The 26,387-nt window shown below is 62.6% G+C and carries 21 protein-coding genes and 1 tRNA gene; 5 read left to right on the top strand and 17 right to left on the bottom strand.

Going from position 1 to position 26,387, the window contains the following annotated elements; all coding sequences use genetic code 11:
* Window positions 1–11 precede the first annotated feature (11 nt).
* From ACI3KW_RS04735 to ACI3KW_RS04745, 3 genes are all read right to left on the bottom strand, one after another.
* Window positions 12–332 (bottom strand): 2Fe-2S iron-sulfur cluster-binding protein, encoded by a 321-nt coding sequence (locus ACI3KW_RS04735; protein ID WP_113123788.1) that lies wholly within the window; start codon window positions 330–332, stop codon window positions 12–14.
* 88 nt (window positions 333–420) lie between these two features.
* Complete coding sequence (locus ACI3KW_RS04740) at window positions 421–1,593, bottom strand: class I SAM-dependent methyltransferase (protein WP_404847135.1); 1,173 nt, start codon at window positions 1,591–1,593, stop codon at window positions 421–423.
* Window positions 1,590–3,191: a peptide chain release factor 3 gene (locus tag ACI3KW_RS04745; RefSeq protein ID WP_404847136.1), complete on the bottom strand. Its 1,602-nt coding sequence runs from the start codon at window positions 3,189–3,191 to the stop codon at window positions 1,590–1,592. Before ACI3KW_RS04745 ends, ACI3KW_RS04740 begins: the two co-directional genes overlap by 4 nt.
* 170 nt (window positions 3,192–3,361) lie before the next feature.
* On the opposite strand from ACI3KW_RS04745, the gene ACI3KW_RS04750 reads away from it, so the two are divergent.
* Window positions 3,362–4,060 (top strand): methyltransferase family protein, encoded by a 699-nt coding sequence (locus tag ACI3KW_RS04750; protein WP_404847137.1) that lies wholly within the window; start codon window positions 3,362–3,364, stop codon window positions 4,058–4,060.
* 3 nt (window positions 4,061–4,063) lie between these two features.
* On the opposite strand, the gene ACI3KW_RS04755 is transcribed toward ACI3KW_RS04750, so the two are convergent.
* Window positions 4,064–4,459 carry an Hpt domain-containing protein gene (locus ACI3KW_RS04755; RefSeq protein WP_404847138.1) on the bottom strand — a complete coding sequence of 132 codons (396 nt, stop codon included), beginning with the start codon at window positions 4,457–4,459 and terminating at the stop codon, window positions 4,064–4,066.
* A 359-nt stretch (window positions 4,460–4,818) separates the two neighbouring features.
* Here ACI3KW_RS04755 and ACI3KW_RS04760 point away from each other — a divergent pair, with 359 nt between their 5' ends.
* Window positions 4,819–10,203 (top strand): hypothetical protein, encoded by a 5,385-nt coding sequence (locus tag ACI3KW_RS04760; protein ID WP_404847139.1) that lies wholly within the window; start codon window positions 4,819–4,821, stop codon window positions 10,201–10,203.
* Between the two features lie 193 nt (window positions 10,204–10,396).
* On the opposite strand, the gene ACI3KW_RS04765 is transcribed toward ACI3KW_RS04760, so the two are convergent.
* From ACI3KW_RS04765 to acs, 6 genes are all read right to left on the bottom strand, one after another.
* Window positions 10,397–11,578, bottom strand: coding sequence for an MFS transporter (locus ACI3KW_RS04765; RefSeq protein ID WP_262166907.1), 1,182 nt, complete (start codon window positions 11,576–11,578; stop codon window positions 10,397–10,399).
* 151 nt (window positions 11,579–11,729) lie between these two features.
* A complete protein-coding gene (locus ACI3KW_RS04770) occupies window positions 11,730–12,938 on the bottom strand; it encodes an MFS transporter (RefSeq protein ID WP_404847140.1) in 1,209 nt (402 codons plus the stop codon).
* A gap of 91 nt (window positions 12,939–13,029) precedes the next feature.
* Entirely contained in the window at window positions 13,030–14,007 is a 978-nt protein-coding gene (locus ACI3KW_RS04775; protein WP_404847141.1) for a glycosyltransferase family 4 protein, read from the bottom strand.
* Window positions 14,008–14,045: 38 nt separating this feature from the next.
* Complete coding sequence (locus ACI3KW_RS04780; protein WP_404847142.1) at window positions 14,046–14,855, bottom strand: UDP-2,3-diacylglucosamine diphosphatase; 810 nt, start codon at window positions 14,853–14,855, stop codon at window positions 14,046–14,048.
* A gap of 137 nt (window positions 14,856–14,992) precedes the next feature.
* Window positions 14,993–16,078: a glycoside hydrolase family 3 N-terminal domain-containing protein gene (locus tag ACI3KW_RS04785; protein ID WP_404847143.1), complete on the bottom strand. Its 1,086-nt coding sequence runs from the start codon at window positions 16,076–16,078 to the stop codon at window positions 14,993–14,995.
* 249 nt (window positions 16,079–16,327) lie between these two features.
* Complete coding sequence (gene acs, locus ACI3KW_RS04790) at window positions 16,328–18,271, bottom strand: acetate--CoA ligase (RefSeq protein ID WP_404847144.1); 1,944 nt, start codon at window positions 18,269–18,271, stop codon at window positions 16,328–16,330.
* A 178-nt stretch (window positions 18,272–18,449) separates the two neighbouring features.
* Here acs and ACI3KW_RS04795 point away from each other — a divergent pair, with 178 nt between their 5' ends.
* On the top strand, window positions 18,450–19,016 hold the full coding sequence (locus ACI3KW_RS04795; protein WP_113123800.1) for a hypothetical protein: 567 nt from the start codon (window positions 18,450–18,452) through the stop codon (window positions 19,014–19,016).
* On the opposite strand, the gene ACI3KW_RS04800 is transcribed toward ACI3KW_RS04795, so the two are convergent.
* From ACI3KW_RS04800 to ACI3KW_RS04820, 5 genes are all read right to left on the bottom strand, one after another.
* Complete coding sequence (locus ACI3KW_RS04800) at window positions 19,013–20,341, bottom strand: lipopolysaccharide biosynthesis protein (protein ID WP_404847145.1); 1,329 nt, start codon at window positions 20,339–20,341, stop codon at window positions 19,013–19,015. The two genes, ACI3KW_RS04795 and ACI3KW_RS04800, sit on opposite strands and share 4 nt — an antisense overlap.
* The gene (locus ACI3KW_RS04805) at window positions 20,338–21,522 is read right to left on the bottom strand and encodes a lipid II:glycine glycyltransferase FemX (protein ID WP_404847146.1); all 1,185 of its coding nucleotides are present in this window, start codon (window positions 21,520–21,522) and stop codon (window positions 20,338–20,340) included. The genes ACI3KW_RS04800 and ACI3KW_RS04805 overlap by 4 nt, the downstream gene beginning before the upstream one ends.
* A gap of 135 nt (window positions 21,523–21,657) precedes the next feature.
* A complete protein-coding gene (locus ACI3KW_RS04810) occupies window positions 21,658–22,347 on the bottom strand; it encodes a TerC family protein (RefSeq protein WP_262166893.1) in 690 nt (229 codons plus the stop codon).
* Window positions 22,348–22,607: 260 nt separating this feature from the next.
* Entirely contained in the window at window positions 22,608–22,823 is a 216-nt protein-coding gene (locus ACI3KW_RS04815; protein ID WP_404847147.1) for a cold-shock protein, read from the bottom strand.
* A 227-nt stretch (window positions 22,824–23,050) separates the two neighbouring features.
* Window positions 23,051–23,126, bottom strand: a tRNA-Lys gene (locus tag ACI3KW_RS04820).
* A 138-nt stretch (window positions 23,127–23,264) separates the two neighbouring features.
* On the opposite strand from ACI3KW_RS04820, the gene ACI3KW_RS04825 reads away from it, so the two are divergent.
* Complete coding sequence (locus ACI3KW_RS04825; RefSeq protein ID WP_404847148.1) at window positions 23,265–24,116, top strand: mechanosensitive ion channel family protein; 852 nt, start codon at window positions 23,265–23,267, stop codon at window positions 24,114–24,116.
* A 43-nt stretch (window positions 24,117–24,159) separates the two neighbouring features.
* Here the strand turns inward: ACI3KW_RS04825 and ACI3KW_RS04830 are convergent, their stop codons facing one another.
* Window positions 24,160–24,366: a hypothetical protein gene (locus tag ACI3KW_RS04830; protein WP_262166887.1), complete on the bottom strand. Its 207-nt coding sequence runs from the start codon at window positions 24,364–24,366 to the stop codon at window positions 24,160–24,162.
* A gap of 279 nt (window positions 24,367–24,645) precedes the next feature.
* Between ACI3KW_RS04830 and ACI3KW_RS04835 the strand changes: the two genes are divergently transcribed.
* Window positions 24,646–25,749: a pyridoxal phosphate-dependent aminotransferase gene (locus ACI3KW_RS04835; RefSeq protein WP_404847149.1), complete on the top strand. Its 1,104-nt coding sequence runs from the start codon at window positions 24,646–24,648 to the stop codon at window positions 25,747–25,749.
* 183 nt (window positions 25,750–25,932) lie between these two features.
* On the opposite strand, the gene ACI3KW_RS04840 is transcribed toward ACI3KW_RS04835, so the two are convergent.
* Window positions 25,933–26,382: a GNAT family N-acetyltransferase gene (locus ACI3KW_RS04840; RefSeq protein WP_404847150.1), complete on the bottom strand. Its 450-nt coding sequence runs from the start codon at window positions 26,380–26,382 to the stop codon at window positions 25,933–25,935.
* Window positions 26,383–26,387 lie beyond the last annotated feature (5 nt).

Genomic DNA, 26,387 nt, shown 5'->3' on the forward strand with positions numbered 1-26,387 from the left:
AGTGTGGAGCCTTAGCCCTGACGGCTCGGCACATGCACGACGAGGCCATCCAGCTCGTCCTTGACCTTGATCTGGCACGACAAGCGGCTGCTGGCTTTCACGTCGAAGGCGAAATCGAGCATGTCTTCTTCCATGTTCGAGGGGCCGCCGACCGTTTCGGTCCAGGCGTCATCGACATAGACATGGCAGGTGGCGCAAGTGCAGGCACCGCCGCATTCGGCCACGATGCCCGGTATGCCGTTCATGATGGCGGTTTCCATCACGGTGGCGCCGTTCTGGCCTTCAGTCTCGATGCGTTCGCCGTCCTGCTGGACGAAAGTGATCTTGGTCATTGGTCTCTAAGGGCTTGCTGTTCACCAAGGATATAGAGGCTGGGAGACGGTTTAGGAACCCTGTGCACGGCATTGCGGGTTTGCGCCCTCAGAGCCCCAGCAGACCCTCAAGATAATGCCGATCGATGCCAAACATGGCCTTGGTGTCCGCAATCTGCTTGAGGATCGCGTCGCGGTCGCGGCCGACGCGGCCGTCTTTTTCGGCGACGATCAGATTGTTCTTGGGCGTGTGAGCGTCGGAGACGAACTCGAACACCTTGGTGCGGTAGCCGTTCAGCTCAAGATAGAGTGCGCGCAGGGCATCGGTGACCATTTCGGCCTGGCGTTCCATGAAGATGCCGTGGCGGAGCAGGTTCGATAGCGTGTCTTTGGGCTTGCCGGCTTCCATCTGGCGACGGATTTGCTTGTGGCAGCAGGGGGCGACGGCGATGAGCGAAGCGCCGGCAGCGATGCCCTTGAAAATGGCGTCGTCGGTGGCCGTGTCGCAGGCATGCAGCGCAATGACGGCATCGGCGCCTGTCGCGTCGTGATCGAGAATGGTGCCGGGCTGGAAGCTCAGGCCGTCGAAACCGGACTGGGCGGCGGTGGCATTACCATCCTCAACCAGCTTGTCGCGCATTTCGACGCCGACGATTTCAGCGGGGCGTTTGGCGACATTGGCGAGGTAATCGTAGAGCGCGAAATCGAGGTAGCCTTTGCCCGCGCCCATATCGACGATACGGGGTTTTTCGGCCTTGATCGCCTGAATCAAGGGGGCAAAGATTTCGACCATCTTGTTGATCTGGCGGAACTTATCCTGCGCGTCGTTGCGCACCACTCCATCCTTGCCGGTAATGCCAAGGGCATGCAGATACGGCTTATTGGTCTCGGTCAGGGGGCGGTTCTTGGCGCGGTTGTGGTCGGTCGAGGGGGCTTCGCGGCCAGCGACTTCACTGCGCTTGAGGCGGACTTTGTCGCCATTGCGCTCGAAGCTCATATCAAACTCGGTGGTCGCGAGCTGGGCGCTGCGGAACTCGTCCTTGAGCGCGACGCGCAGATTGCCCAGGGCCTCGGGCTGGATCTGGTTTTTGATGATGTCGCGCGTCTTGTAGTGGAAGGTGAAGCTGAACTTCTCCACCCCCTTGGCGACGATCTTCTTGACGTCGATGGATTTAAGATCGGCTTCGCCGCCGTGATAGCCAGCCAGCTTGAGCTTGACCAGCGTGTTGCCGGCAAAGGCCGATTTCACCGCGCTCAGGAACTCTTCGATACGGTCAGTCAATGCCGTTCCTTCGTGGTGAGGAAGCGGATTTTCGGGAAATCCTGCTTGGCGCGGTCGGCCCACCAGGCGTTTTGCGCGAGGAAGACCGGGGAGCCGGTGCGATCCTCGGCAATATTCATCTTCTGGGCGGCGATGAAGCGGTCCAATTCCTTGGGATCATCGCTCTCGATCCAGCGGGCCACCTCGTAATTGAGGCTCTCAAAGGTGATCGGCACGCCATATTCCTTGGCGACGCGCGAAGAGAGCACTTCGAGCTGCAACTGGCCGACGACGCCCACGATCCAATCCGCACCGACGACGCGACGGAACACCTGAGTGACGCCCTCTTCGGACAGGTCCGAGAGGGCCTTGGCCATCTGCTTGGTCTTCATATGGTCGGTGAGGCGCACGCGGCGGATGATTTCCGGGGCGAAGTTCGGAATGCCCGTCACATTGATCGTCGCGCCCTCGGTGAGGGTATCGCCCACCGACAGCGTGCCGTGATTGGGGATGCCGACAATGTCGCCGGCAACGGCCTGCTCGGCCAGTTCGCGGTCATTGCCGAAGAAGAACATCGGGTTGGAAACGGCCATGTCCTTGCCGGAACGGACATTCTTGAGACGCATGCCGCGTGTGAAGGTGCCCGAGCAAAGGCGGACAAAGGCGATACGGTCGCGGTGATTGGCGTCCATATTGGCCTGTACCTTGAACACGAACCCGGTGACCTTTTTGTCGGCGGGCTCGATGGGCGATGGGATAGCGGGCTGCGGGCGGGGCTCGGGGCCCCATTCGCCCAGCGTGCGCAGCAGTTCGGCCACGCCAATGCCCTTGAGGGCCGAACCGAACAGCACGGGGCTCAAATGTCCGGCATGGAAGGTTTCGAGATCGAACGGCGGCAGCATGGCCGTGGCTATTTCGAGGGTTTCGAGCGCTGTCATGAAGACCGGGTCTTCGATGAGCGTATCGTTATCGAGCAGGTCTTCGATGGCATTATATTCGGCTATCGGCTTGCCCTGGGGGCTCAGCACGCGCTTTTCCAGTAGGTCCAGATAACCGTGGAAATCGACGCCCTGCCCGATCGGCCACAGCACGGGGGTGAGGTCGAGCGCCAGCTTGCCCTGGATTTCGTCGATCAGCTCGAGCGGAGAAAGGCCCTCGCGGTCCACCTTATTGATGAAGGTGATGATCGGGATGTCGCGCAGGCGACAGACTTCGAACAGCTTCAGGGTCTGGGCTTCGATACCCTTGGCGGCGTCGATCACCATGATGGCCGCGTCGACGGCGGTCAGCGTGCGATAGGTATCCTCGGAAAAGTCCGAGTGGCCTGGCGTGTCGAGCAGGTTGAGCGTCAGCCCGTCATAGTCGAAGGTCATCACCGAGGAGGTGATGGAAATGCCGCGCTGCTGCTCCATTTCCATCCAGTCCGAACGGGTCGAGCGGGTGCCGGCCTTGCCGCGCACCGCGCCGGCAGACTGGATCGCGCCGGCAGCAGCCAGCAGCCGCTCGGTCAGCGTGGTCTTGCCCGCGTCCGGGTGCGAGATGATCGCGAAGGTCCGGCGGGTGCGATAGGGCTCAGTGATGGCGCGAGACGGCGTCTCGGCGGCGAGGGACATGCTCATGGAAACTTGCCTTTGGGCGCCCGGCATTGCGGGCTGCGAAGCGCAACAAATATTGGGCGCTCTATAGGGGAAGGCAAGGGTAGTGGTCAAATGCCGCAACCGGATGGCATGGTTGAAGCCAGTAAGGATCAGGCATAGCCTTGCCACTCACCCGTAAATGGGAGCGCAGTATGGTCGAGGCAAACGAGGCCCAGCAGCAGGCCCTGCAAAAATCCATGATTTCGCTGGTCGTCACCGTCGTCATCGTGGCGGCGCTGTTGTTCGGCACGGCCGGCACGTTCAACTGGTTACGTGGCTGGTGGTTCATGGCCGCCTTCATCGTGGCCATGCTGGTCTCGGTCGGCATCCTGTGGCGTACCAATCCGGAGATCTTCGTCGCCCGCTCGCGCGTGCAGGCCGGCACCAAGTGGTGGGACTATATCTTCCTGGTCCTCATCATCGGCGGGCTGGCCGCGCTACTGCCGGTGGCTGGGCTCGACTATCGCTTCGCCTGGCTGCAGGCCCCCGATTGGCTGGTCGTCGTCGGCTATCTGCTGTTTGTGCTGAGCTTTGCCGGGCAAATCTGGCCACAGGCCACGAACCGGCATTTCGAGCCGGGGGTCCGCATCCAGACTGACCGGCAGCATAGTGTGGTAGATACCGGCCCCTACTCACTGGTGCGGCACCCCGGCTATGTCAGTGGCGCACTCTTGGCGATCAGCGTGGCGCTGGTTCTCGGCTCGCTCGTGGCGCTGCTGCCCGCGGCCATTGTGATCGCGGCTTTGGCGACGCGGACAATTATTGAGGATCGCACGCTGCAACAGGAACTGCCCGGCTACGCCGATTATGCGCTACGGGTTCGGTATCGCTGGGTGCCGGGGGTTTGGTAAGCCCTACTCCCGCATATCCTTGCTCAGCACGCCCTCAACGAACACACTAACCTCTTCCACGGCGATCTTGAGGTCGTCGATCTGCTCCGGATTGATGCTCATCCCGGCCCTGACGTCCGCTTCCATGGCTTTAGCGAGATCGGCTATGGCAAATCCGCCTACGCCGGCGGCGGCGCCTTTGATCGTATGCAGGGTAAAAAGCACCTGATCGGGAGCCTCGGCGGCGAGGAGCCGCGTCAGGTAAGTTTGGATCGTGGTGTCGAACAGGCGCAGCATTTCGTGTTCCAGCGCAGCATCGCCCAGGCATTGCTTGGCCAAATACACCAGATCGATGGGGCGTGCCCGGCGCGGGGCAAGGACAGGACTGGCTCTGTCGAGCACGGGCAACCGCTGGGCCATCCGTCGAACTCCTTAACAAAAGCGGCGACGCAGCCCACAGGGACAAAACCGCTGAACAAGCTTAGAAGCCCCGGATGAACAGGCGATTAAGCCACATCTTCGCCGTTCTTTGCCGTTTTTGATGGCCCTCGTTCTCCCCAAAAAATTAACCTTTGGGTAAGAAAGCGTTCGGTTTGAGTAAAATTGAATGTATGTATGGATTTTGAACCAGCGCGCGGCGGCGGTGGTGCGGAAATAATGCGCGGCATTTGCATCGAATTGTTTCCATTTGACCATCGGCCCGGAAACGGGTTGGGGGTTAACACACCGCCAGTTTGCCGCCCGATCGCTGTGAAGTCGACGCGAGAGTAGTAAAGAGTATGGCGCAGAATTCGACACCCCCAAACGATCCCGCCGCCCTGGCTTTTTCTGCCGTTGAAGACGCCCTCAAGGACTCGGTCTTCAATCTCGACAGCACGCCGGAAAAGGCCCCGGAAAAGCGCGCGGCCAATCCTGCGCGGTCCGAGCGCCTGCGCGCCGCCGACAAGATCGCCCAGCAGGCCGGCGCCGTGGCCAATGACGATCGCTTCCCCACCTCCAAGCTGCTGTATACCCTGCAGAGCCGTTCATCCTCGGCTCCCACCTGGGTAGCGCTGGCACTCTCGATCATCTGGCTGGTGGCTACGGGCGCCGCCGGCTATCTGCGCTACGGCAGCCAGCTCAGCAATTTCGGGCAGTTTGCCAGCAGCATTGATTTCATTGCGCTCGCCGCCATCATGATCCTGCCCGTGCTGGGCTTTTTCGGCGTCGCCACCCTGTTCCGCCGTGCCCAGGACCTGCGCAACGCAGCGTCCTCGATCACCCAGGCCGCCATTCGCCTCGCCGAACCCGAAGTCACCGCCGCCGACAAGGTCGCTTCGGTGGGGCAGGCCGTGCGCCGCGAAGTCAATGCGCTGGGCGACGGGCTGGAACGCGCTTTGTCGCGCGCCGGCGAGCTCGAAGTGATGATCCACAACGAGGTCACCGCGCTCGAACGCACCTATTCGGACAATGAATCGCGCATGCGTGCGCTGATCGCCGAATTGGCCAGCCAGCGCGAAAGCGTGCTCACCAATACCGAGCGCGTGCGCGAAGCCATCACCGAGAGCCACACGGGCCTGGTGTTCGACCTCGACATGATCAGCCAGCGCATCTCCGGCACGATCGTGGAAAGCGGCGGCAACCTGACGCGCGCGCTCGAAACCGCCGGCAATACGCTAACCAACGCCTTTGGCGAGCGGACCGAGAATTTCGTCTCGCTGGTCGATAATCGCACCACCGATTTCATCTCGGCGCTCGACGATAGCGCGGGCCGTCTGTCGCTGACCTTTGACGACAAGACCGCCGCCATGACCGGCGCCCTCGACGAGCGTGCCGGCACGCTCAATGCGGGCGTTGAAGGCCGCATTGCCGCGCTGACCGATGCCCTTGATGGCCATGCCTCGACCATTGCCGCCGCCATGGACGAGCGCACCCGCCTGATCGAGGAACGCACTGGCGCCATCGCCGGCAGCTTCGAAGACCGCACGGCGAACCTGGCCGGCCTGCTCGAAGGCACCAGCGGCCGCATCGCCGAGGCGATGGACAGCCGCACCGGCAACCTGGCGTCGGCCTTCGACGCTCGCGCCGAAAAGCTCGCCAACCTGCTCGACGGCACGACCGGCCGCCTGTCCGAAACGCTGGACGAAACCACCGGTCGTCTCGCCACCGCGCTCGACGAACGCACCACCACCATTTCGGGCCTGCTCAGCGATGGCAGCACCTCCCTGCTCGGCCAATTGCGCGACCGCGGCCATGAAGTGACCGGCGCGCTGGACCTGATCGGCCAGAAGATCGCCGACGACATTACTGGCCGCTCGCGCGAAGCCGAGGTGCTGCTCAATGCCCTCACCCGCCAGCTCGACGAATCGGTCTCCATCCAGCTCAACGCCATGGATAGCCGCCTGCAATCGGCGCTGATCGAAATCAACGGCGCGCTGGACGATACCTCCGATCGCGCCCGCATCACCCTCTCCTCCGCCGGCCAGGATTCGCTCAGCCAGTTCGATGCCCGGCTGACCGAAATCGCCGCCATTCTCGATACCCGCCTGGGCACGCTCGATGGCGTTATCGGCGACAAGGGCGACAGCCTGATCGCGCGCCTTGAAGCGCAGGGCACCAGCTTTGCCGCCCGCGCCAATGTGCTGGAAATGGCGCTCAACGAAGAATCCGGCCGCTTTGACAGCGCCATCAGCGAAAAGACCCGCGAACTGGGCGAAGTGCTGGGCGCCAAGGCCCGCGCCATTTCCGAAGACATTGGCAGCCGCAGCCAGGCCCTCGCGGCTTCGCTCGAAGGCCATGTCAGCCAGCTCGCCGAAACCCTCGATGGCCGCACCCAGAAGCTCGACGGCATTCTGAGCAGCCGCGCCGGCGAAATCACCAGCGCCATCGAAACCCGTGTGCTCGAACTGGACGAAACGCTCAGCACCCGCGCCACCGATATGAGCGAAGCCATCCGCGTGCGCAGCCAGGAACTGGGCGACGCCCTTTCGGCCGGCACCTCCGAATTCGACCAGGCGATCTCTGGCCGCACGACGCGGCTGGCCGATACGCTGTCGGAACGCACCTCTGCGCTGGCGCTGGAAATCGAATCCCGCACCGGGAACCTTGCCAGCCAGCTCGATGAACGCACCGAATTGCTGGCCACTCAGCTGAGCGAGCGCACCGAAACGCTGACCAGCCAGTTGGCCGATCACACCACCACGCTGACTGGCGCGCTGGACGAACGCTCGGCACAACTGCGCACCACGCTCGACAGCGGCACCCAGCAGCTGGCGCAGGCCGTGGGCACCCGCACCCTGGCGCTCAGCGAAGCCCTCAATCAGCGCACCCAGGCGCTCAGCGACACGCTGGAAACGCACACTGCCTCGATGGGCGAAACCATCGGCCTGCGCACCAGCGAGCTGGCCGACGCCATCGCGTTGCAGGGCGAGGAAGCCCGCACCAAGATCGAAACCTCGCTGCACAATGTCACCGAGACGATGAACGAGCGCGTCACCACCATGTCGGACATGATCGCCGAGAAGGTGGCCGAGGTGAACACGCATCTGGGCACGGGCCTCGACAGCGCCATCTCGCGCATTTCGGACGCCGAGCATGGCGTTTCCGCCCGCATCGACGCAGCCAGCGCCACTGTGGGCGAAAGCGCCCGCAAGGCCGCCGACCTCATCGAGAGCGGCGTCAATTCGGCGCGCCGCGCCATTACCGACATGGTCGACCAGCGCCTGGGCACCCTGCCCGAGGCTATCACCGCCCGTGCCGACATCACGGCCGAACGGCTGGCCGCGCTCAACGCCTCCATCAATACCTCGATCACCCAGTCCATGGCGGATCTCGAAGCCGGCGCCGACCGGATCGAGGAAACCATCGCCACCCGCATCACGGCAGCGACGGAAAATATCGCCACCGACGTCACCGCCACCGCCGACCGCATGGACGGCGCGGTGCGCAACGTGCTCGACCTGATCCGCGCTGCTGCGGGCAATATCGACCAATTGCTAACGGTCAAGGCGCCCGACGCCGTGGGGTCCATCGAAACCCGCCTCACCGACATCAACCGCTCGGTCGAAGAGCATACCAATGCCTTCGCGGCTCTGGTCAGCGATCGCTCCGACCAGTTGCAGAACGCCCTGCTCAGCCATGGCAACCTGCTGCGCGACGCCCTGGGCGAGAATGCCAAGGAAGCCGAGGCCATCATGGCCGTCTCGACCTCACGCATCCTCACCGATGTCACCGCCGCGCTCGGCAAGCTCAATGACTCGAACCTGCTGCTGCAGCGGGTGCTCGATGCCTCGACGGCCAACCTGGCCAATCTCGAGACATCAGTCGCCCAGCAGACCTCGACCTATTCCAACACCATTCGCGATGCCATCGGGCAGACCGAACAGGCCGGCGTCATGGTCAGCCAGCATGTTGGCGCGCTGCAATCCACCATCCGCTCCATGGTCGACGAATTCTCGACCGTGCTCGGCCGGCTCGATGCGGAAGCAGCCAATATGCAGCAGGTGTCGCACGAGCTCAGCTCGACCAGCGAAACCGCGCTCATTACGCTCGAGGATCGCCGCGGCGCCATGGATGCCCTGGCGCAGAGCTTTGCCAGCCGCGCCGACGATATCGATGGCCGCATGCGCATGTTCGCGCAGTCGATCGCCGATACGGTCAATGACACGGAACGCCGCCTGATCGGCGCCCGCCGCGCCATGGACGAGGCCCTGCAGGCCACCACCGGCTCGGTTGCCGAAACGCTGGAAGCTACCACCGCAACCATTACCGAGGCCATCCAGTCTTCGACGGCCGATGTCAACGACGCGCTGTACCAGACCAACCAGCGGTTCACCTCGACCCTGTCGAGCAATGCCGCCCAGGTGGATGGCGCCGTGCAGCGCGCTGCCGAAGCGGCCGCCAATGCTCTCAACCAGACCGCCTCCTCGGTGCGCCTGGCGCTCAGCGATCAGACCAGCCAGGTCAACAACGCACTGGAAGAAAATGCCAACCGCGTCAGCGATGTGCTGGCCTCCACGGCCGGCAATGTCACCGACGTGCTGACCACGACGACCAGCACGCTGGCCGACACCATTGCGGATTCGACCGCTTCGGTTCGTGGGGCGATTGCCTCCAATACCGGCCAACTGCGCAACGCCATCGACCAGACCACCGGCACCTTCCGCCAGGCGCTGGACGAAACTTCGGGCGAAGTCAGCTCCCGTCTCGGCAATTTCCGCGACAGTGCCGACGCCGAAGGCCGCCGCGCCAATGCGGCCCTGCAGCAGGCCCAACAGCAGATGATCGCCGAAATGCAGAAGGCGATGGAAGAAGCCACCCAGCGCTTCAACGACACTGCCCGCGCCATGCGCCAGACGGCCAAGGAAGTCGGCAGCGAGCTTGAAGCCACCCGCGCCGAACTGGCCCGCGGCGTCAACGAGCTGCCCGAGGAAACGCGCGCCAGCGCCGCTGCCATGCGCCGTGTCGTGGCCGAGCAGATCGAGGCGCTGAGCGAACTCAATGCCATCGTGCGCAGCCAGCCGGCAACGCTCGATCTCAACGACCGCCGCCCGCCGCAGCGCCCTGCCCCGCGCACCGAACCGCGCCAGGAGACACCAGCCTACCAAGCCCCGCGCGAAACCTATCGCGAACCGCCACGCCAGACGCTGGTCGACCCGATCCGCACCACCGAGCCCGTGCGCCAGCCTGAACCCGTGCGTCAGCCCGAACCTGCCCGTGCCGCAGCGCCGCAGCGCGATGTGGACGCCCAGGCAGCGGTGGAAGCCGATGCCGCCCCGCAGGGCGAAGGCGGCTGGCTCCGCGACGTGTTGCGCAATGCCACGGCCAAGCAGGCCAGCACCCAGCCGCAGGCCGGTCTGTCCGGCCTGACCGACGAGATCGCCCGGGCCATCGACGACGCCGCGCTGGCCGAAGCCTGGGCCCGCTACCAGGCCGGGGAATCCAACGTGTTCTCGCGCCGCATCTATACGCTGACCGGCCAGGGCACCTATGACGACGTGCGCAAGAAGCTGCAGCGCGAACCCGACTTCGCCCGCACCGCGCAGGCCTATATGAGCGAGTTCGAGCAGCTGCTGAAACGCGCCGCCGCCGGCCCCCGCCCCGCCGCCGAAACGCGCGAATATCTGCTGAGCGATCGCGGCAAGGTCTACACGACCCTGGCCCATGCGAGCGGCCGCTTGAGCTAAGGCTTAGGTGGATAGAACTAAAAATGCCCCGGGAAACCGGGGCCTTTTTGTTTGTGCGGCTGTGAGGAAGAAGGAAACAGAGGTTCAATGCCACGACCTCGTCCTTCGACAAGCTCAGGATGAGGTCTACGGGTTAGCTGGCGATCTCAAAGTAGACCTCATGGTGAGCCTGTCGAACCACGAGGCCGTGCCCTCACGCATCCTTGGGTGGTTTGAGCTTCAGCGACCACAACACACACCCCATGCCCAGCAGCGCAAACAGCGCGGACGCAAAGAATGCGCCAGCGCCGAGATGGCTGACCAGAACACCGAACAGCATCAGCGACACGAAGGCGGCGCCCTGTTGCAGCATGGTGGCAAAGCCCTGCGCCTCGGCGGCAATGTCCTCGCTGGTCCAATTGGCGATGAAATGCACCACGCCGAAATAACCCATGCCAAAGCTGAAGGCATGCAGCGTCTGGGTGACGAACAGCACGGCGACGGGCGGATTGAACGCCATGATGAAGAAGCGCAGCAAGGAGGCCGCGCAGGCCACCAGGATCATGTTGCGCGCACTGACGCGCCCGCCAAAGCGCCGCCACATGACCATCAGAATGGCTTCGGCAGCGGCAGCAGTGGCAAGCAAGGGGCCGATGAAATAATCGGGAATGCCATTGTCGTGCCAGATCAGCGCGCCGAAGCCACCCACCACCGCATTATTGGAATTGACCAGCGCGAAGCCTAGAATGGGCAATACGAACCAGAGCTTGAGGGCGGAAGACAGACGCGGCTTTTCCGGATTGGCATCGGCCAGGGTCGCGACCGGCGCAGGCGCCCGGAAGCGCGGCAGGGTGAAGCCGATGATCGCCCGGCCCACCGAAACGGCGAAGAACAGCGGCACGAAAGCGGCCGTGCCATAGGCGGTGACGGCGAGACCCACCAAGGCCGTGCCGATCACATAGCCGATGGTGCCCCAGGCGCGCATGCTGCCGAAATCGGTGCCGGTGCGCTGCGCCAGGCGCAACGTCGCCGCGTCGGTCAGCGGCGGCACCAGCCCGCCAGGGATGGTGCAGAGCAGCCAGACCAGCACGATGCCCCAGAATTCATGGACGAAGAACAGCCCGATCGGTGCCGCGCCGCTGAGTAGGGAAACGATCAGGATGGTCGAACGCCAGTCGCTGGCCCGATCGGCTAGCCGCCCGACCAGCATGTTGATGCCCAGCAGCAGCAGGACCGGCAGGGCATTGATGACACCGATCTGCTCGGCGGGAATGCCATGCTCGGCCAGCCAGATCGCCAGATAAACACTGCTGACGGCACCAGGCAGATAGACGGTGAAATGAAAAATCGAAGCGCGCAGCTCGGGCGAGGCCCAGCGCGACAGAACGGATGCCATGAAAAGTGAACCCCGGGCAAATCAGCGCCCGGCACCTTTGTTCGCTTGGCTTTGTGGCGAAGGCAAGGGGATTTGTGACGTTGCAATCGTTACAATTGCCGGTGCGACATTCCGGTGACGGGATGCGTGGCGAAGGGATTGGAGTACCCCCTCAAATCACCACCTGCGCATTCTCGCGCTTCGGATTCATCAACACCAGCGACACCACCACCATGACCGCACCGATGGCACTCAGGACGGCTGCGACGTAAAACGCCCCCGCCCCCATCGTACCGGCGAGGATGCCGAAGCCCAGCAGGGCCACCACGGTCACCACCTGGCGGATCATCACGAAAAAGCTCTGCGCTTCGGCAGCGATATCCTCGCTGGTCCAATTGGCGATGAAATTGGTGATGCCGAGGAAGGTAAGGCCCACCGTGGCCAGATGCAGCGTCTGCAACAGCACCAGCACCCAGATATCGGGCTCGAGCGCAAAGCCCCACCAGCGTAACGCGCCGCAAATGCAGCCTAGCAGGATCAGATGGCGGGCGGCGAAGCGCTTGGTGATGCGCTCGAAATAGACCATGGCGAGGATTTCGGCGGTAGGTGCCACCGCCCACAATATGCCGATGACCCAGCCGGGTATCCCCTCCTCGGCCCAGATCAGTGCGCCAAAGCCCATCTGCATCATGTGGCTGCCATGCAGCAGCGCCGCGCCGATCAGCGTCATCAGGAACCATGGCCGCCAGAGCTGGCCCAGGCGAATGGCGATCAGCGGGTTGATCGGCGCATCGATGGGATGCATGGGGCGCGAATATTCGTCGGGCGAGCGGAACAGCGGCAGGCCGAGCGACACCAGCGCGCGGATGAGGCTGACCGCGATGAGCAGCGGCACGAAGGCTCCTGCGCCCATGCGGTCGAGCACCACGCCGGCCACCAGCGTCACCGCAACGAAGCCGATTGTGCCCCAGACGCGGATGGCGCCGAAATCCATGCCAGTGCGGCGCGTCATGCGATAGGCGGCGGCATCGACCACCGGGGCGATGGCCTGGAACGGCACGATCAGCAGCGTCCAGATGATCAGGATGGAGACATAATCATCCTTGAACAGCAGGAAGATCGGCGGGATGGCGGCGATGATGGAGCCGATGACGATGACAGTGCGCCAGTCGCTGGCCCGGTCGGCGAGGCGCCCCACAATCATGTTGATGACGATCATCGCAAAGATCGGCGCGGCATTGATGACGCCGATTTCGCCGGTGCCGATGCCGCGCTCGCTGAGCCAGATCGGCAGGAACGGATTGGACACCGCGCCCGAGGTAAACAGGGTCGCGTAGAAAATACTGGTACGGACAGCGGGCGAACGAAGGCGCGCTGCCAAAGGCGAACCCATCGCAGACTGGCTCCGGGGAAATCACATAAAATCAATCTGCCGAACAATGCGCCGCAAGTGTGTTCGACGCAAGCAACGATCAGCCCACGGCGGCCATCGGGACGGCCTGCCGGGCCAATTGCAGATGCGACAGGAATTGATCGACGCTGGCCGGAACAGTGAAACGGCAGCCATGGGCCCGCGCGTCGGCGCGGGTGAGCGTGAGGGCGCGGCGCACGGCAGCGCCCAGGTCTTCGTCGAGCGCCCCCGCCATGGGGTCGGTGAGGATGTCGCGCGGGCCGGTGACGGGATAGGCGGCCACCGGAACGCCGGAGGCGAGGGCTTCGATGACCACATTGCCAAACGTGTCGGTGCGGCTGGGGAAGACGAAAACATCGGCGCTGCGATAGATTTCGGCCAATTCGTCGCCAAAGCGATAGCCGAGGAATTGCACATCGGGATAACGGCGGGTCAGCGCCGGCAGGTCGGGGCCATCACCCACTACGATCTTGGTGCCGGGCACGTCGAGATCAAGAAACGCGGTGATGTTCTTTTCCGCCGCGACCCGCCCGACATAGAGCAGATGCGGGCCGGGCAGATCGGTGAACCAGGTCTTGGGGCCGGGACTGAAGCGGGAGAGATCGACCCCTCGCGACCAGAGCGCCAGATGCCCCAGGCCATGGCCGGCCAGTTCCACCATCAGCGATGGCGTCGGCACCATGGTGCGCGCTGCCGGCCAATGGAACCAGCGCAGATAGCCATAGCCGAGTTCAGGCGATACCGGCACGCGGGCGGCTAAATATTCGGGAAAGCGGGTGTGGAAGCTGGTGGTGAAGACCAGGCCTCGGTCAAGGCAATATTGCCGGGCCTGCCAGCCCAGCGGGCCTTCGGTGGCGATATGGATGCAGTCGGGCGCCACGCCATCGATGAAGGCGGCAACGGCGCCTTGGGTGGCGAGCGAAAGCCGGATTTCGGCATAGGTGGGGACCGGCACGGTCCAGAACCGCTCGGGGGTGAGGTAGCGGACCTCAATATTGCGGGCGGCGAGTTCGCGGCCCAGCGTATCTAATGTGCGCACCACGCCATTGATTTGCGGGTGCCAGGCGTCGGTAACGATCAGGAGGCGACGGAGCGATCCGCCTTGCGGAGGCGGAAGCGGCGGGGCTCGCCCGCCATCATCTCGGTCCACTTGATCAACTCGAAATTGCCGTCCGTTGTCTCGACTATCGCCGTGCAACTTTCCACCCAATCACCAGTGTTGATGTAGTGGATACCTAGCCTGTCATGCATGTCAGCAAAATGAATGTGCCCGCAGATGACCCCGTCAACCCCGGATTCCTTGGCTTCGTGGACCAGAGCTTCCTCGAATCGCCCGATCACCGAGACGGCATTTTTGACCTTTTGCTTGGCCCAGGCGCTCAAGGACCAATATTGCAGGCCGAGTCGCCGGCGCACCCAATTGATGGCGATATTGACGCGCAGGGCCGCGTTATAGGCCCAGTCGCCAACATGGGCGAGCCATTTGGCATTCATCACCACGACGTCAAACTGGTCGCCGTGGATGACGAGATATGTCTTGCCGGTGGCGGTGGTGTGGACGGTGCGATCGACGAATTCGACCTCGCCGAAATAGGTGCCCAGATATTCGCGCAGGAACTCGTCGTGATTGCCCGGCAGGTAGACGACGCGGGTGCCCGCATTGGCCTTTTCGAGCAGCAGGTTGACCAGGATGTTATATTCATTGGGCCAGTGCCAGGCCTTGGCGAGGCGCCAGCCATCCACGATATCGCCGACCAGGTAGATGGTCTCGGCGTCGTGCGCGCGCAGAAATTCGATGAGCTGGCCGACCCGGATCGGCTTCATGCCCAGATGCACGTCCGAAATGAACATGGCCCGGACTTGTCGGGTCTCGCGCTCGTCCGCCATCAAGCAAAGTCTCCTGCACACGCTATCCAGGGGAGGACAGCGACGCGCAGTTTATCTGGGGATGGCTCCCGAGGAAACACTTAGCCCGTTTTGGCTGGGGAAAGCCCCATGGCTGCGGGTTTTGGCCGCAGTTGCGGTTAGTGGATGCGGGCTTTGAGGGCGACGATTCGCTGATAGCTCTGCTCGATCCGCGCCGCAAAGGCCGGATCCGCCTCGGCCTCGGCCACAAGGATGGCGCGGATTTCGTCGGCCAGGCCCGGCCGGTATTTGGCGGTATTGGAAAACAGCAACACGTCCATGCCGGCGCGCACCGCCATGGTGACGGTCTGTTTGAGGTCAAAATGCTGGCGGATGGCGCCCATTTCGAGGTCGTCGCTGATCACCACGCCATCAAAGCCCAGTTCGTCGCGCAGCACGCCGGTGATCCATTGCGGGGAGAGCGAGGCGGGCACCTGCGCACCGGCATCGGAATAATCGGCGTGATAGAGATGTCCCACCATGACGAAATCGACGTCGCCCTTGGCCAGAAGTTCGCGATAGGGGTCGAGCTCCTCGGGTTTCCAGGTGCTGGTGATATCGACAAAGCCTTCATGGCTATCGGCGGTGGACGAGCCATGGCCGGGGAAATGCTTGAGCGAGGTCAGCAGGCCCGCCGCGTGATGGGCAGTGATGAAGGCCTCGTCATAGGCGACTACCTTTGCCGCATCAGCGCTATATGAGCGGCCGAATTTGGCGATGACCGGATTGTTAGGGTTCAAGTTGATATCGGCCACCGGGCCGAAATTGACGGTGAAACCAAGCCCTGCAAGGGAAGCGGCCATGCCGGCGTAAATCTTCTCGGCAGCCTCGGGGGAATTTCTGGCCGCAATGCTGGCGGCGCTGGGAATTTCCTTGAAGCCCACATCGCTATCCAGCCGCTCGACGGCGCCACCCTCCTGATCGACGGTGATGAAGGGCAGCAGCTCAGGCGAGGCTGCGCGAAACGCCTGGTTCATCGCGGTGACGGTGGCGAGGTCTTTGACATTGGTCTTGAGGAACATCACCCCGCCCAATTCGCTCGCGGCCAGTTCTTCGCGCAGCGCCGCAACACTGGCGTCATCGACGTCATTGCCCTGAAAACCGACGACGATCATCTGCCCGGCCATCTGCTCGAGGGTCGCGGCGTTAGCCGGCACGGCCGCGAACAAGGAGGCGGCGAGCAGCAGGTGGGGAAGAACGGTCACGGGGAAATCCAGCTTTCGGAGAATCGCGGCGACAGGGTCACCGGAAAAAACCGCCGAAACAATGACGGCCGCACTATTCGCACGCATACGTCATTTGAGGTATGCCAATTCATAAGCATCAATGGCATAGATGCTACAGGCGACTTGGAGCATAGGCCGTTTTTCAACCTTTCGGCCGATGAAGCTGACGCCTTTAGCGGGCGGAGATCTTGGGGTCTCCGTCCGCGTTCGTTTTTGGCGACAGCGCTACTATCGGTTCTGCCGGTTGGCGATCAGATCATCCACCACGGCCGGATCAGCCAGCGTCGAAGTGTCCCCCAGCGAACCGAAGTCGTTTTCGGCGACCTTGCGCAGGATACGGCGCATGATTTTGCCAGAACGGGTCTTGGGCAGGCCCGGCGCCCATTGGATCAGGTCAGGCGTGGCGATGGGGCCGATTTCCTTGCGGACCCAATTGCGCAGCTCGACCTTGAGGGCGTCGTCGCTAGCCTCGCCGGCCATTAGGGTGACATAGCAATAGATGCCCTGCCCCTTGACGTCGTGCGGATAACCAACCACCGCGGCTTCGCTGACCTTGGGATGCGCCACCAGCGCACTTTCGACCTCAGCCGTGCCCAGGCGATGGCCGGAGACGTTGAGCACGTCATCGACACGCCCGGTGATCCAATAATAGCCGTCCTCATCGCGGCGGCAGCCGTCGCCGGTGAAGTAATAGCCCTTGTACTGGGTGAAATAGGTGTCGATGAAGCGCTGGTGATCGCCATAGACACTGCGCATCTGGCCCGGCCAGCTATCGGCAATCGCCAGCACGCCTTCGGCCTTGGTCTGCTCCTGCAGCCGTCCCTCCGGCGACAGCACGACCGGCTGCACGCCGAAAAACGGCTTGGTGGCCGAACCCGGCTTGGTGGGAATGGCGCCGGGGAATGGCGCAATCATGTGGCCGCCGGTTTCGGTCTGCCACCAGCAATCGACAATGCCGCAGCGCTCCTTGCCGACGTGCTTGTGATACCAGAGCCAGGCTTCGGGATTGATCGGCTCACCCACCGTGCCCAGCAGGCGCAGCGAAGGCATGTCGTATTTGTCGGCGAATTCATGGCCCGCACCCATCAGCGCGCGGATGGCGGTGGGCGCGGTGTGGAAGATATTGACCTTGTGCTTTTCCACCACCTGCCAGAAGCGCGACGCATCGGGATAGCTCGGAATGCCCTCAAACATCAGCGTGGTGGCGCCATTGGCCAGCGGACCATAGACGATATAGGTGTGGCCAGTGATCCAGCCCACATCGGCCGTACACCAATAGACTTCGCCATCGCGATAATCGAAGCTGAGCTCGTGCGTCAGCGCGCCATAAACGAGATAGCCGCCCGTAGTGTGCAGCACTCCCTTTGGCTTGCCGGTGGAGCCGGAGGTGTAAAGGATGAACAGCGGATCTTCCGCATTCATCGGCTCGGGCGGGCACTCGGCGCCGACCTTGGAAGCCGCATCCTCGTACCAGACATCGCGACCTTCGCTCATGGCAACCGGATTGCCGGTGACCTTGACGACGATGACGGTCTCGACGCCCTGCACCTTGGTCAGGGCTTCATCGACATTCTTCTTCAGCGGGATGGTCTTGCCGCCGCGACGGCCTTCATCGGCGGTGAGGATGATCTTGGAGCCACAATCGGCCACGCGGCCGGCAATGGAATCGGGCGAGAAGCCGCCGAAAATCACCGAATGGACGGCGCCGATACGGGTGCAGGCCAGCATGGCCACGGCGGTGTCGATGACCATAGGCATGTAAATGGTAACGCGATCGCCCTTCTTGACGCCATGGGCTTTCAGCACATTGGCAAAGCGGCAGACGCGCTCGTACAGCTCACGATAGGTCGCCTTGCCATCGGTGCCGGGCGTGTCGCCTTCCCACACGATGGCCGTCTGGTCGCCCCGGGTCGCCAGGTGCCGGTCAAGGCAATTGGCCGACACATTGAGCACCCCGTCTTCGAACCATTTGATCGACACATCGGGATAGGCAAAGCTGGTATTCTTGATGATGGTCGGGGACTTGATCCAGTCGAGCCGCTGCGCCTGCTCGGCCCAGAACCCATTGGGGTCGCTGATCGAGCGGGCATACATCTCATCATATTGAGCGCTGGTTACGTGGGTGCGTGCGATCGCAGCCGCACTTGGCTGGAATACGAGCTGCTCGCTCATAGTCATCCTCCCTTATCTCTCCCGGCTCCGTTCTAAAGACCGCTCCTGCGTCGGGCAAGCCCATCACCGTGCAACTTCGTACATGGCGCTGCCACCGCCCATTAACTGCCTCAAGCTACGATGCTTTGTGCACACAGGGCTGTTTGTTAGTATCGCGACCGCAGAGGGAGGGCTCATCATGGCCGAGATGACTATCCGTGCCGCCACTATTGCCGATATCGACATGGTCTATCGCGAATTGATGGACGTGATTGCATCGTCCCAATATTACAGCGAACGCTTCAAGGCCCACGAAATGGGGCGGCTCAACAAGGCCTTCCTGCGCAATGTCATGGCGATCGACCCCTGGCATGTCATGATCATGGATACGGACGGAGTGGCTGGCGGCGCCATGATCTCGGGACCCGAATGCGGCTCGATCTTCCGCTATTGGAGCTGGGTATTCCCCAGCCACCGCAATTCCAAGCTGGGCATGTTCGGCATGCGCGCCTTTGACGAGCATTGGGACAATGGCCGCTTCCACAAGGCCTTTACCTTCGTGCGCCCGGAAAACGAAGTCGCCCGCATGCTGTTGCGGCGCTACGGCTACAAGGAAACCTGCCTGCTCGAAAAGCACATTTTCGGCCAGGATTACATGCTGATCGAAAAGCCCTACACCAAGGTGTCCGAGGACTATGACAGCGGCGTCAATGTCGGCCGCCTGGGTCGGCTGAAGCAGCGGCTCGGCGAGCTGGTGGGCGTCTAGCCTACCGGCAGCGCCGCCGCCCGCCGCGCACGGAACCATTGCAGGATCGACACATCCATCTTGGCGGTGCGCAGCGCGATGGCCCAGAGCGCAAGCGACCAGATGGTGATGGCGATGAGAGCGGAAATCGCCGCGCCCATTAGCCCGAATGGCGGCGCCAATAGCCAATTGCCGACAAAGAGCACGACAATCCCCAGCGCTACAGCCGGCAGGCTCGCATAGGGGCGGTCATGGATGGAGAGGACCAGCGAAGCGGGTCCCATTGCCGAGCGCACCACCAGCGCCAGGCACAGCACGGCCAGCGGCGCGGCGCCTGCACTGAAACCCGGACCGAAAAATTGCAGCGCAATCGGCGCGCCCAAAGCCGTGACGCAGAACAGCACCAGCGACAGTGCCGTCGCCACCATATTGGCGTCGCCCACCTTGCGGTGGAAGGCGCTGCGGTCGGCATTGGCTTCGCTCTCGAACATGTCGGGCATGGACACGGCATAGACCGCCGACACGCCGAACGACACCAGCGCAAAAATGCGGGTGCAGACGCCGAAAATCGCCAGTTCCTCGCGGCCCAAGATCTGGCTGAGCAGCAGCAGATTGATATCGAAGAAGAAATCGGTGGCGAGCGCGATCAGCATCCAGGGCAGCGCAAAACGCCACCAGCGGCGGCTTTCGCGCGGGCGCACCGCCGTATCCCGCCCCGGCACTGCACTCCAGGCAATCAGCGTGAAGCCGAACTGCACCAGCGCGATCACCACAAAACCGATAGCGGCGCCCCACACCATATGGTCGAAACCTTCGTCGCGATTGGCAATGCCCATCGCTCCCACGAGGGCCGCAACCAGAATGATCGGGCGGAAAATTCCATCGGCGAAAAAGCCGGAAAACGGCCGCTTGAGCCCGATCAGCAGCGAACCGCTGAGCATGACGGTAGCGCCGCTAAAGGCCAGCAGAATCACCGGCACATAATGCAGGGCAACGATGCTGCTGCCCTGCCCCACCAGCCCCAGCACGAATTGCCCGGCCACCAGCAGGAGCACCAGCGCCACCAGGATATGGCCATAGGCATGCAGCATGAACACGCCAAGCTGCCTGCGCTCGCTGCGGGCGCGGTATTCGGCGGCGAAATAGGCGCCGATCGTGTGAAAGCCCAGCGGCATGGCCACCGCAATCAGGTTGCAGCTGGCCGTGATGATGAGGAAATCACCGAGGTGCCCGGCGCCCCAGAGCCGGGCAATCATCGCCTGCACCAGAAACACGATGCCCGCGCCAAACAGGCGCCCACCGAAAATGATGGTCGATTGGGAGACCAGACGCCGGTGCAGACTCATCCCTGGCTTTCTTTGGAGGCGTGTGGCGGCTGATCGGGGCGGGCCTTGGGATTGCGCCAGGCATCAACCACCCGGCGCAGCTGATAATAGGCGTCGCGTGCGTTGAAGGCCCCGGTGCCCAACAGATAAGCCACCGGATTGGACGCATAATTGGCCACCGGCGGCACCGGGCGGATCAACCCGGCCTCGCCCACCATGCCCTTTTTGAATTGATGCAGCCCCTGATAGCCATCGGTGCCGCCCAAATCGTACCAGGCGGCCTCGGTATTGTCGCGCAGCCAGCGGATGATGTGCCAATGCATGAAATAACCCGCGCGCAGCGGCAACGCCCGGTCATTGGTCGCGCCATAGAGATAGACGGCCCGATCGCCCGCCTTGAAGATCAGTGCGCCTGCGACAAGCTCACCCTCATGGCGGATGAAGAACAATTCCGGCCGCAGCGCATCGATATCGGTCGCCATCAGCGATGGCACGGTTTCATAGGCGGAATGATCGGTGAACTGCTTGCGGTCGGTCATGGCGGTATAGAGCGCGTCGAATTCGCTCATCCGCTCAGGCCCGGCATGCTCGAAGCTGAGCCCTTCCTTCTCCGATTTATTGAGATGGTAGCGCCATTTCTGGTGCAGGCTCTTGCGCTGCTCGGCGTCGCCCAGCCGCAGATTGACGATATAGCGATTGGGAAATCCCAGCACCGAGCCGCGCTGGAAGCCGCGGGCGATCAGCCGCTCATAATCTTCATTGGTTTCGGTCAGCGAGGCGCGCGGCAGCACGGACAGCAACTGCCCGCGTTTGTCGGCGTATTCGGCGACCAGCGCATCGATCATTGCGGCGTGAATAATGTCGCGATCGGCGCGAGCGCCGTGCCTGACGATGGGAGCCCACTTGGAAATAGCGATGGCGCCAATGCCCAGCGGCAGGCGCTGGATCATCATCAGCGCGCCGCCGACGATCTCGCCCCGATCGAGAAACAGCATCGGCTCCTGCGTCACCGCGGGCCAGCGCGTTTGCGCGAACATGTGGAGCTGTTCCTGGCAGACCTCGTCGAACCCGGCGATGGTACGGTCCCATTCCTCGCCCGACACGATCTGCGTCTCGAGCTGAAGTGCGGTCGCACCGGCATGGCGCGGCTTGCGCGGCGCGTCGGCATCGTCATGAACCAGGCGGTCGGTGATAGCGGCCATCTCGGAGCTTCCTGCTCAGAACATTTCTGAGCGGCAAGATAGAGCCCCAAGGTGAGCAATTTCCTATTGCATCACTACAAATGCCGCAAAGTTCCGCCCGTGGTTACTAAAGACTACCACGGGCGGTAAGCAGTTTTAGTGGCCGCCGGCGCCGTTATAGATGAACGGGATATGCGGCAGGGTATAGCCAAGCCACTGATCGGCGCCCTCATAGATCATCTTGGCAGCGACATAGAGGATGATCAGCAGGCCGATCCAGGCAATCCAGCGGTATTGATGGAGCAGGCGCGCGATGAAAGTAGCGGCGACGCCCATCATGACAACCGACAGCGCCAAACCAAAGATCAGCGCTTCGAAATGGTGCTGCGCCGCGCCGGCTACGGCCAGCACGTTGTCGAGCGACATGGAAACGTCGGCAATGATGATCTGGATGACCGCATCGCGCAGCGACTTGCGCGGAGCCTTGCCGGACACGGTGCCATCGGCATTGAGGTCGGCATTCTCGAGCGCTTCGGTAGCTTCCTCTTCGTCCTCATGGGACACGGTGAGTTCGCGATACATCTTCCAGCAGACATAAAGCAGCAGCACGCCGCCGGCGATCAGCAGGGCGCCGCCCAGCGACAGCAACTGCGTGGTGATCAGCGCGAAACAGATGCGCAGCACGGTGGCGGCGATGATGCCGATCAGGATGGCTTTCTTGCGCACCTCTTTGGCAAGACCGGCCGCAGCAAGGCCGATCACCACGGCGTTGTCCCCGGCCAGCACGAGGTCGATCATGATGACCTGAAGCAAGGAAGAAAAGAAACTCGGGTCGATGCCGAACATACTGGGTCCCTGGGAGTGCTGAAATGTCGCGCCGCTATAGGCCTCTATCGCGGGGGAAGGAAGGGCATTTCCCACGAATTGAACGAAAGACGCAGGCGGGCTGGGGCTTTTATGCGTCAACTGACAGCTTGGTGACAGCTTGGGCCCTCAACTGATGCCATCCAAATTCTCTACCCCGCAAAAACAAAAAGGCCGCCCCGGTTTCCCGAGGCGGCCTTTTTGGGATCGCCGGCGAACGAGTCGCGGCGCTCCGTAGTTTCTTACTGAACCAGGGTCAGGTTGCAGGCCGAGATCTTGCCGTCACGGCCGCTCTCGAGCTCGTAGGTCACCTTGTCGCCTTCATACAGGCCCTGCAGGCCCGAACGCTCGACGGCGGAGATGTGAACGAACGCATCCTTTTCGCCATTGTCAGGCGAAATGAAGCCGAAGCCCTTGGTGGTGTTGAAGAATTTAACAGTGCCGTTGATCGAGGCCATGTGTGTAGTCCTAATATAGCCCGAAGCATCAGCAAGCGAGCGCCGCCCACAGGCAACATGCCGATGGGTTTAAAACGTTCGCAAGAAAGGAAGGAGCCAGAGCCGGATCAACCGGCAGGCAGCCAACAATGGCTGAAAACGCCTGCCCCTTGTGACAGCTCATCGTGTTTAAAGCAAGGCCCAGTGTGTGAACACTGTCATAATGGCGTTGCTTTTGAGGAGGACTTTGGTGGGCGAGCACGGATTCGAACCGTGGACCCGACGATTAAGAGTCGTCTGCTCTACCAGCTGAGCTACTCGCCCCCTGCCGGGGCTTCCAAAGTGGCTGCTCTCTAGCAAAGGGATTCCGGGCTGTCTAGCGCTCAGGCGCACTTTCCTGCCATCACTGGTTTGCTATTGTGGAAAGAACGGCGGACCAACCGCCCCAGAGACCGGCAAACCATGACGTTTTATGATGTTCTGCTCATTCCGATAAATTGGCTCGGCGCCAATGCGGCAACCCTGCTGGCCATCATCGCCATCCTGGTGGCCGGGTGGTACCTGTCGCGACTGGCCGCCAATGCAATAAGAACTTACCTGCCGCGCGCCTATGGCGTGGACAAGAACTTCGCGCCCCTGCTCTCGCAGGTCGCGCGCTACGGCATTCTGATCTTTGCGGTGGTCACCGCACTCAACCTGCTGGGCGTGGCCAATAGCTCGATCATCACCGTGCTGGGCGCGGCGGGCCTGGCTGTCGCGCTAGCCCTGCAGGGCACGCTGGCCAATATCGCCGCGGGCATCATGCTGATCGTGCTGCGCCCCATCGCCATCGGCGAATTCATCCAGGGCGATGGCGTGGCGGGCGTCGTGGTGGAAATCGGGCTGTTCGGCACTCGGCTCCGCTCCTCGAGCGGGCTCTATATCTTCACGCCCAATCAGAAACTGTGGTCCTCAGCCATCACCAATCACAGCCGCGAACCCAATAGGCGGCTCGACGTTAATGTGAGCGTTCCCGACAGTGTGGACATCGGCCATTCACGCCGCCTGCTGCTGCGTATTGCCGGCGCCGACAAGCGCGTGCTGGTGAACCCAGCCCCGCTGGTGCATGTGGAGAGTTTTTCCGGCACCTCGGTCAATCTGCAACTGCGCGCCTGGGTGGCGACACCGGATTATCTGCCCACGCTTTACGCGCTGACCGAGGAAGCAAAACTGGCGCTGAACCGGGAATTGATCAGGAAGGACGGCGATACGGGTGGCATTACGGTGGCCCCTGATCCGGCCAATCCAAGCCCCGAAACTCAATCGGGGAGCTGACGGGGCCGGCGGCTTCTGCCGCCAGCCTCCGTGATAGCGATAGTCAGTTCTGGGCGGCCTGACGGTGCCGGAAGCTCGCAAAGTCCAGCACGTTATCGGCACGCTCGGGCGTCTCGGGGCGGAATTCATCCATCAGCCCGATCGTCCGTTCGATGATGTGGCGGAGCTGTCGCGAGCGATGATCTGCCCCCTGCAGAATCGTCGCGGCACGCTGAAGATGGTCCTTTGCAAGAACGTAGGTTGGCGGCATGCGGTGCTCCTTGAAAAGAATCAGTTTTGTCGAAGCGTCAGAAAACTGACACAGGCCGGAAGGTGGACCTCTATGCCTTCCCATATATTGCCGGGAAAGCTCGCATTTGATGCAAATGCCATCCTTGGAAAAGCTGGAAAGAGAGCCTGATTTTCCGGGGACTTATCGGATGCAAGCAACTTAATCGCTGTGCACAACCGCCCGTTTTCCACCCCACCCTGTCGCGCCTGCTAACGCAAGTTATAGGATGAGGGGCCATTTCGAACCCGGATTCCGCCCGTGCCGCGTCCCAGCCTTGCCTCTATCGCCGCCGCCCTGCCCGAAACGGTGCCGTTTACCGGCCCCGAAACCATCGTGCGGCGCAGCGGCATCAGGCTTCGGGCGCGAATCGGCGCCAATGAAAACCCGTTCGGCCCTGCCCCATCAGTGATCGCTGCAATGAGCGCGGCGGCGCGGGAAAGCTGGCATTATGGCGACCCGGAAAACCACGGCCTGCGCGAAGCCATCGCCGCCCATCTGGGCATCGCCGCCGCCAATGTCATGCCGGGCGAAGGCGTGGACGCGATTCTGGGCATGGCGGTGCGCCTGTTCGCAGCGCCCGGCTCGACGGTGGTAACATCCTTGGGTGGCTATCCCACCTTCAACTATCACATCGCCGGCTATGGCGCGGTGATGCACACCGTGCCCTATATCGAGGACCGCGAAGACATCGACGCCCTGGCCCGAGCCGCCCGCGAAACCGGCGCCGCCATGGTGTATCTCGCCAATCCCGACAACCCGATGGGGACCTGGTGGGACGCCGCCGCCATCGAGCGCTTCATTGCGGCGGTGCCCGACACCACCATGATCGTGCTGGACGAGGCCTATGGCGAATTTGCCCCCGCGGGCACGCTCCCCGCCTTCGATCCCGACCGCGCCAACCTGCTGCGTATGCGCACCTTCTCCAAGGCCTATGGGCTAGCCGGCGCCCGCGTCGGCTATGTGCTGGGCGAGGCCGCCAATATCTCGGCCTTCAACCGCATCCGCAATCACTTCGGCATCAGCAATGTCGCGCAAGCAGCAGCCATCGCCGCATTGGCCGATAGCGCGCATCTGGAAGGCTCATTGGCGGCGGTGCGGGCTTCCCTGGAGGATATGGCCGCTATCGCCCGCCGCCACGGCCTGACGCCGCTGCCAACGGCCACCAACTTCCTCGCCGTCGATTGCGGGCGCGATGGCGCCTATGCGCAGGCGATTCTGGATGGCTTGGCGCAGCGTGGTGTGTTCGTCCGCAAGCCAGTAGTGGCAGGGCTGAACCGCTGTATTCGCATCAGCGCGGGGACAGAGGCGGATCGGGCGCTGCTGGATCAGGCACTGGGTGAGGTTTTGGCGGGGTTGGAGTGATCACGAGCTAATCGCGCTCATTGCATCCGACCGGACCACCCCGCACACACCATCATCGCACCCCCGCGGTGTCATTCCCGCGAAAGCGGGAACCTCCGTTTGCTTTGTTGCATCGTCAACAGAGGTTCCCGCTTTCGCGGGAATGACACCGTGGAACTAAGCGGCTAAGAGCGCACCGGACCGCTAAATCACCTTACGCATCTGCGTCGCATTGACAGCGATGCTGACCAGTTCCGCCGGGTCCCACACGTGATCAACCCACCCGGTGCGGTGATAGAAGCCCAGCGCGGTCTCAGCAGCGTTCACATAGAGCGTGGTGGCGCCAAATGCTCTGGCGCGGTCCTCAACCAATTGCCCCATGATTCGGCCATGGCCCCTGCCCTGTGCCGAGGCGGTGATGGCGACCATGCGGAAAATGGCGACGCTATCCTCCCGCACGTCGAGGCGTGTCGTGCCAATGGGCACGCCATCCAGCTTGAGCAGATAGGGGTGGGCCTGCGGCACATATTCATCGGGATGGTCGGGATTATAGATCCCGAACCGCCCCTTGGCCTCGAACAATTCCTGCCGGCGGATGGCGTGATACGCCTCCCAATCTGCAGGATCGCGGACTTCGATCAGCTCATATCCCATTGATT

Source organism: Devosia sp. ZW T5_3 (assembly GCF_044987315.1).
Taxonomy (GTDB): domain Bacteria; phylum Pseudomonadota; class Alphaproteobacteria; order Rhizobiales; family Devosiaceae; genus Devosia.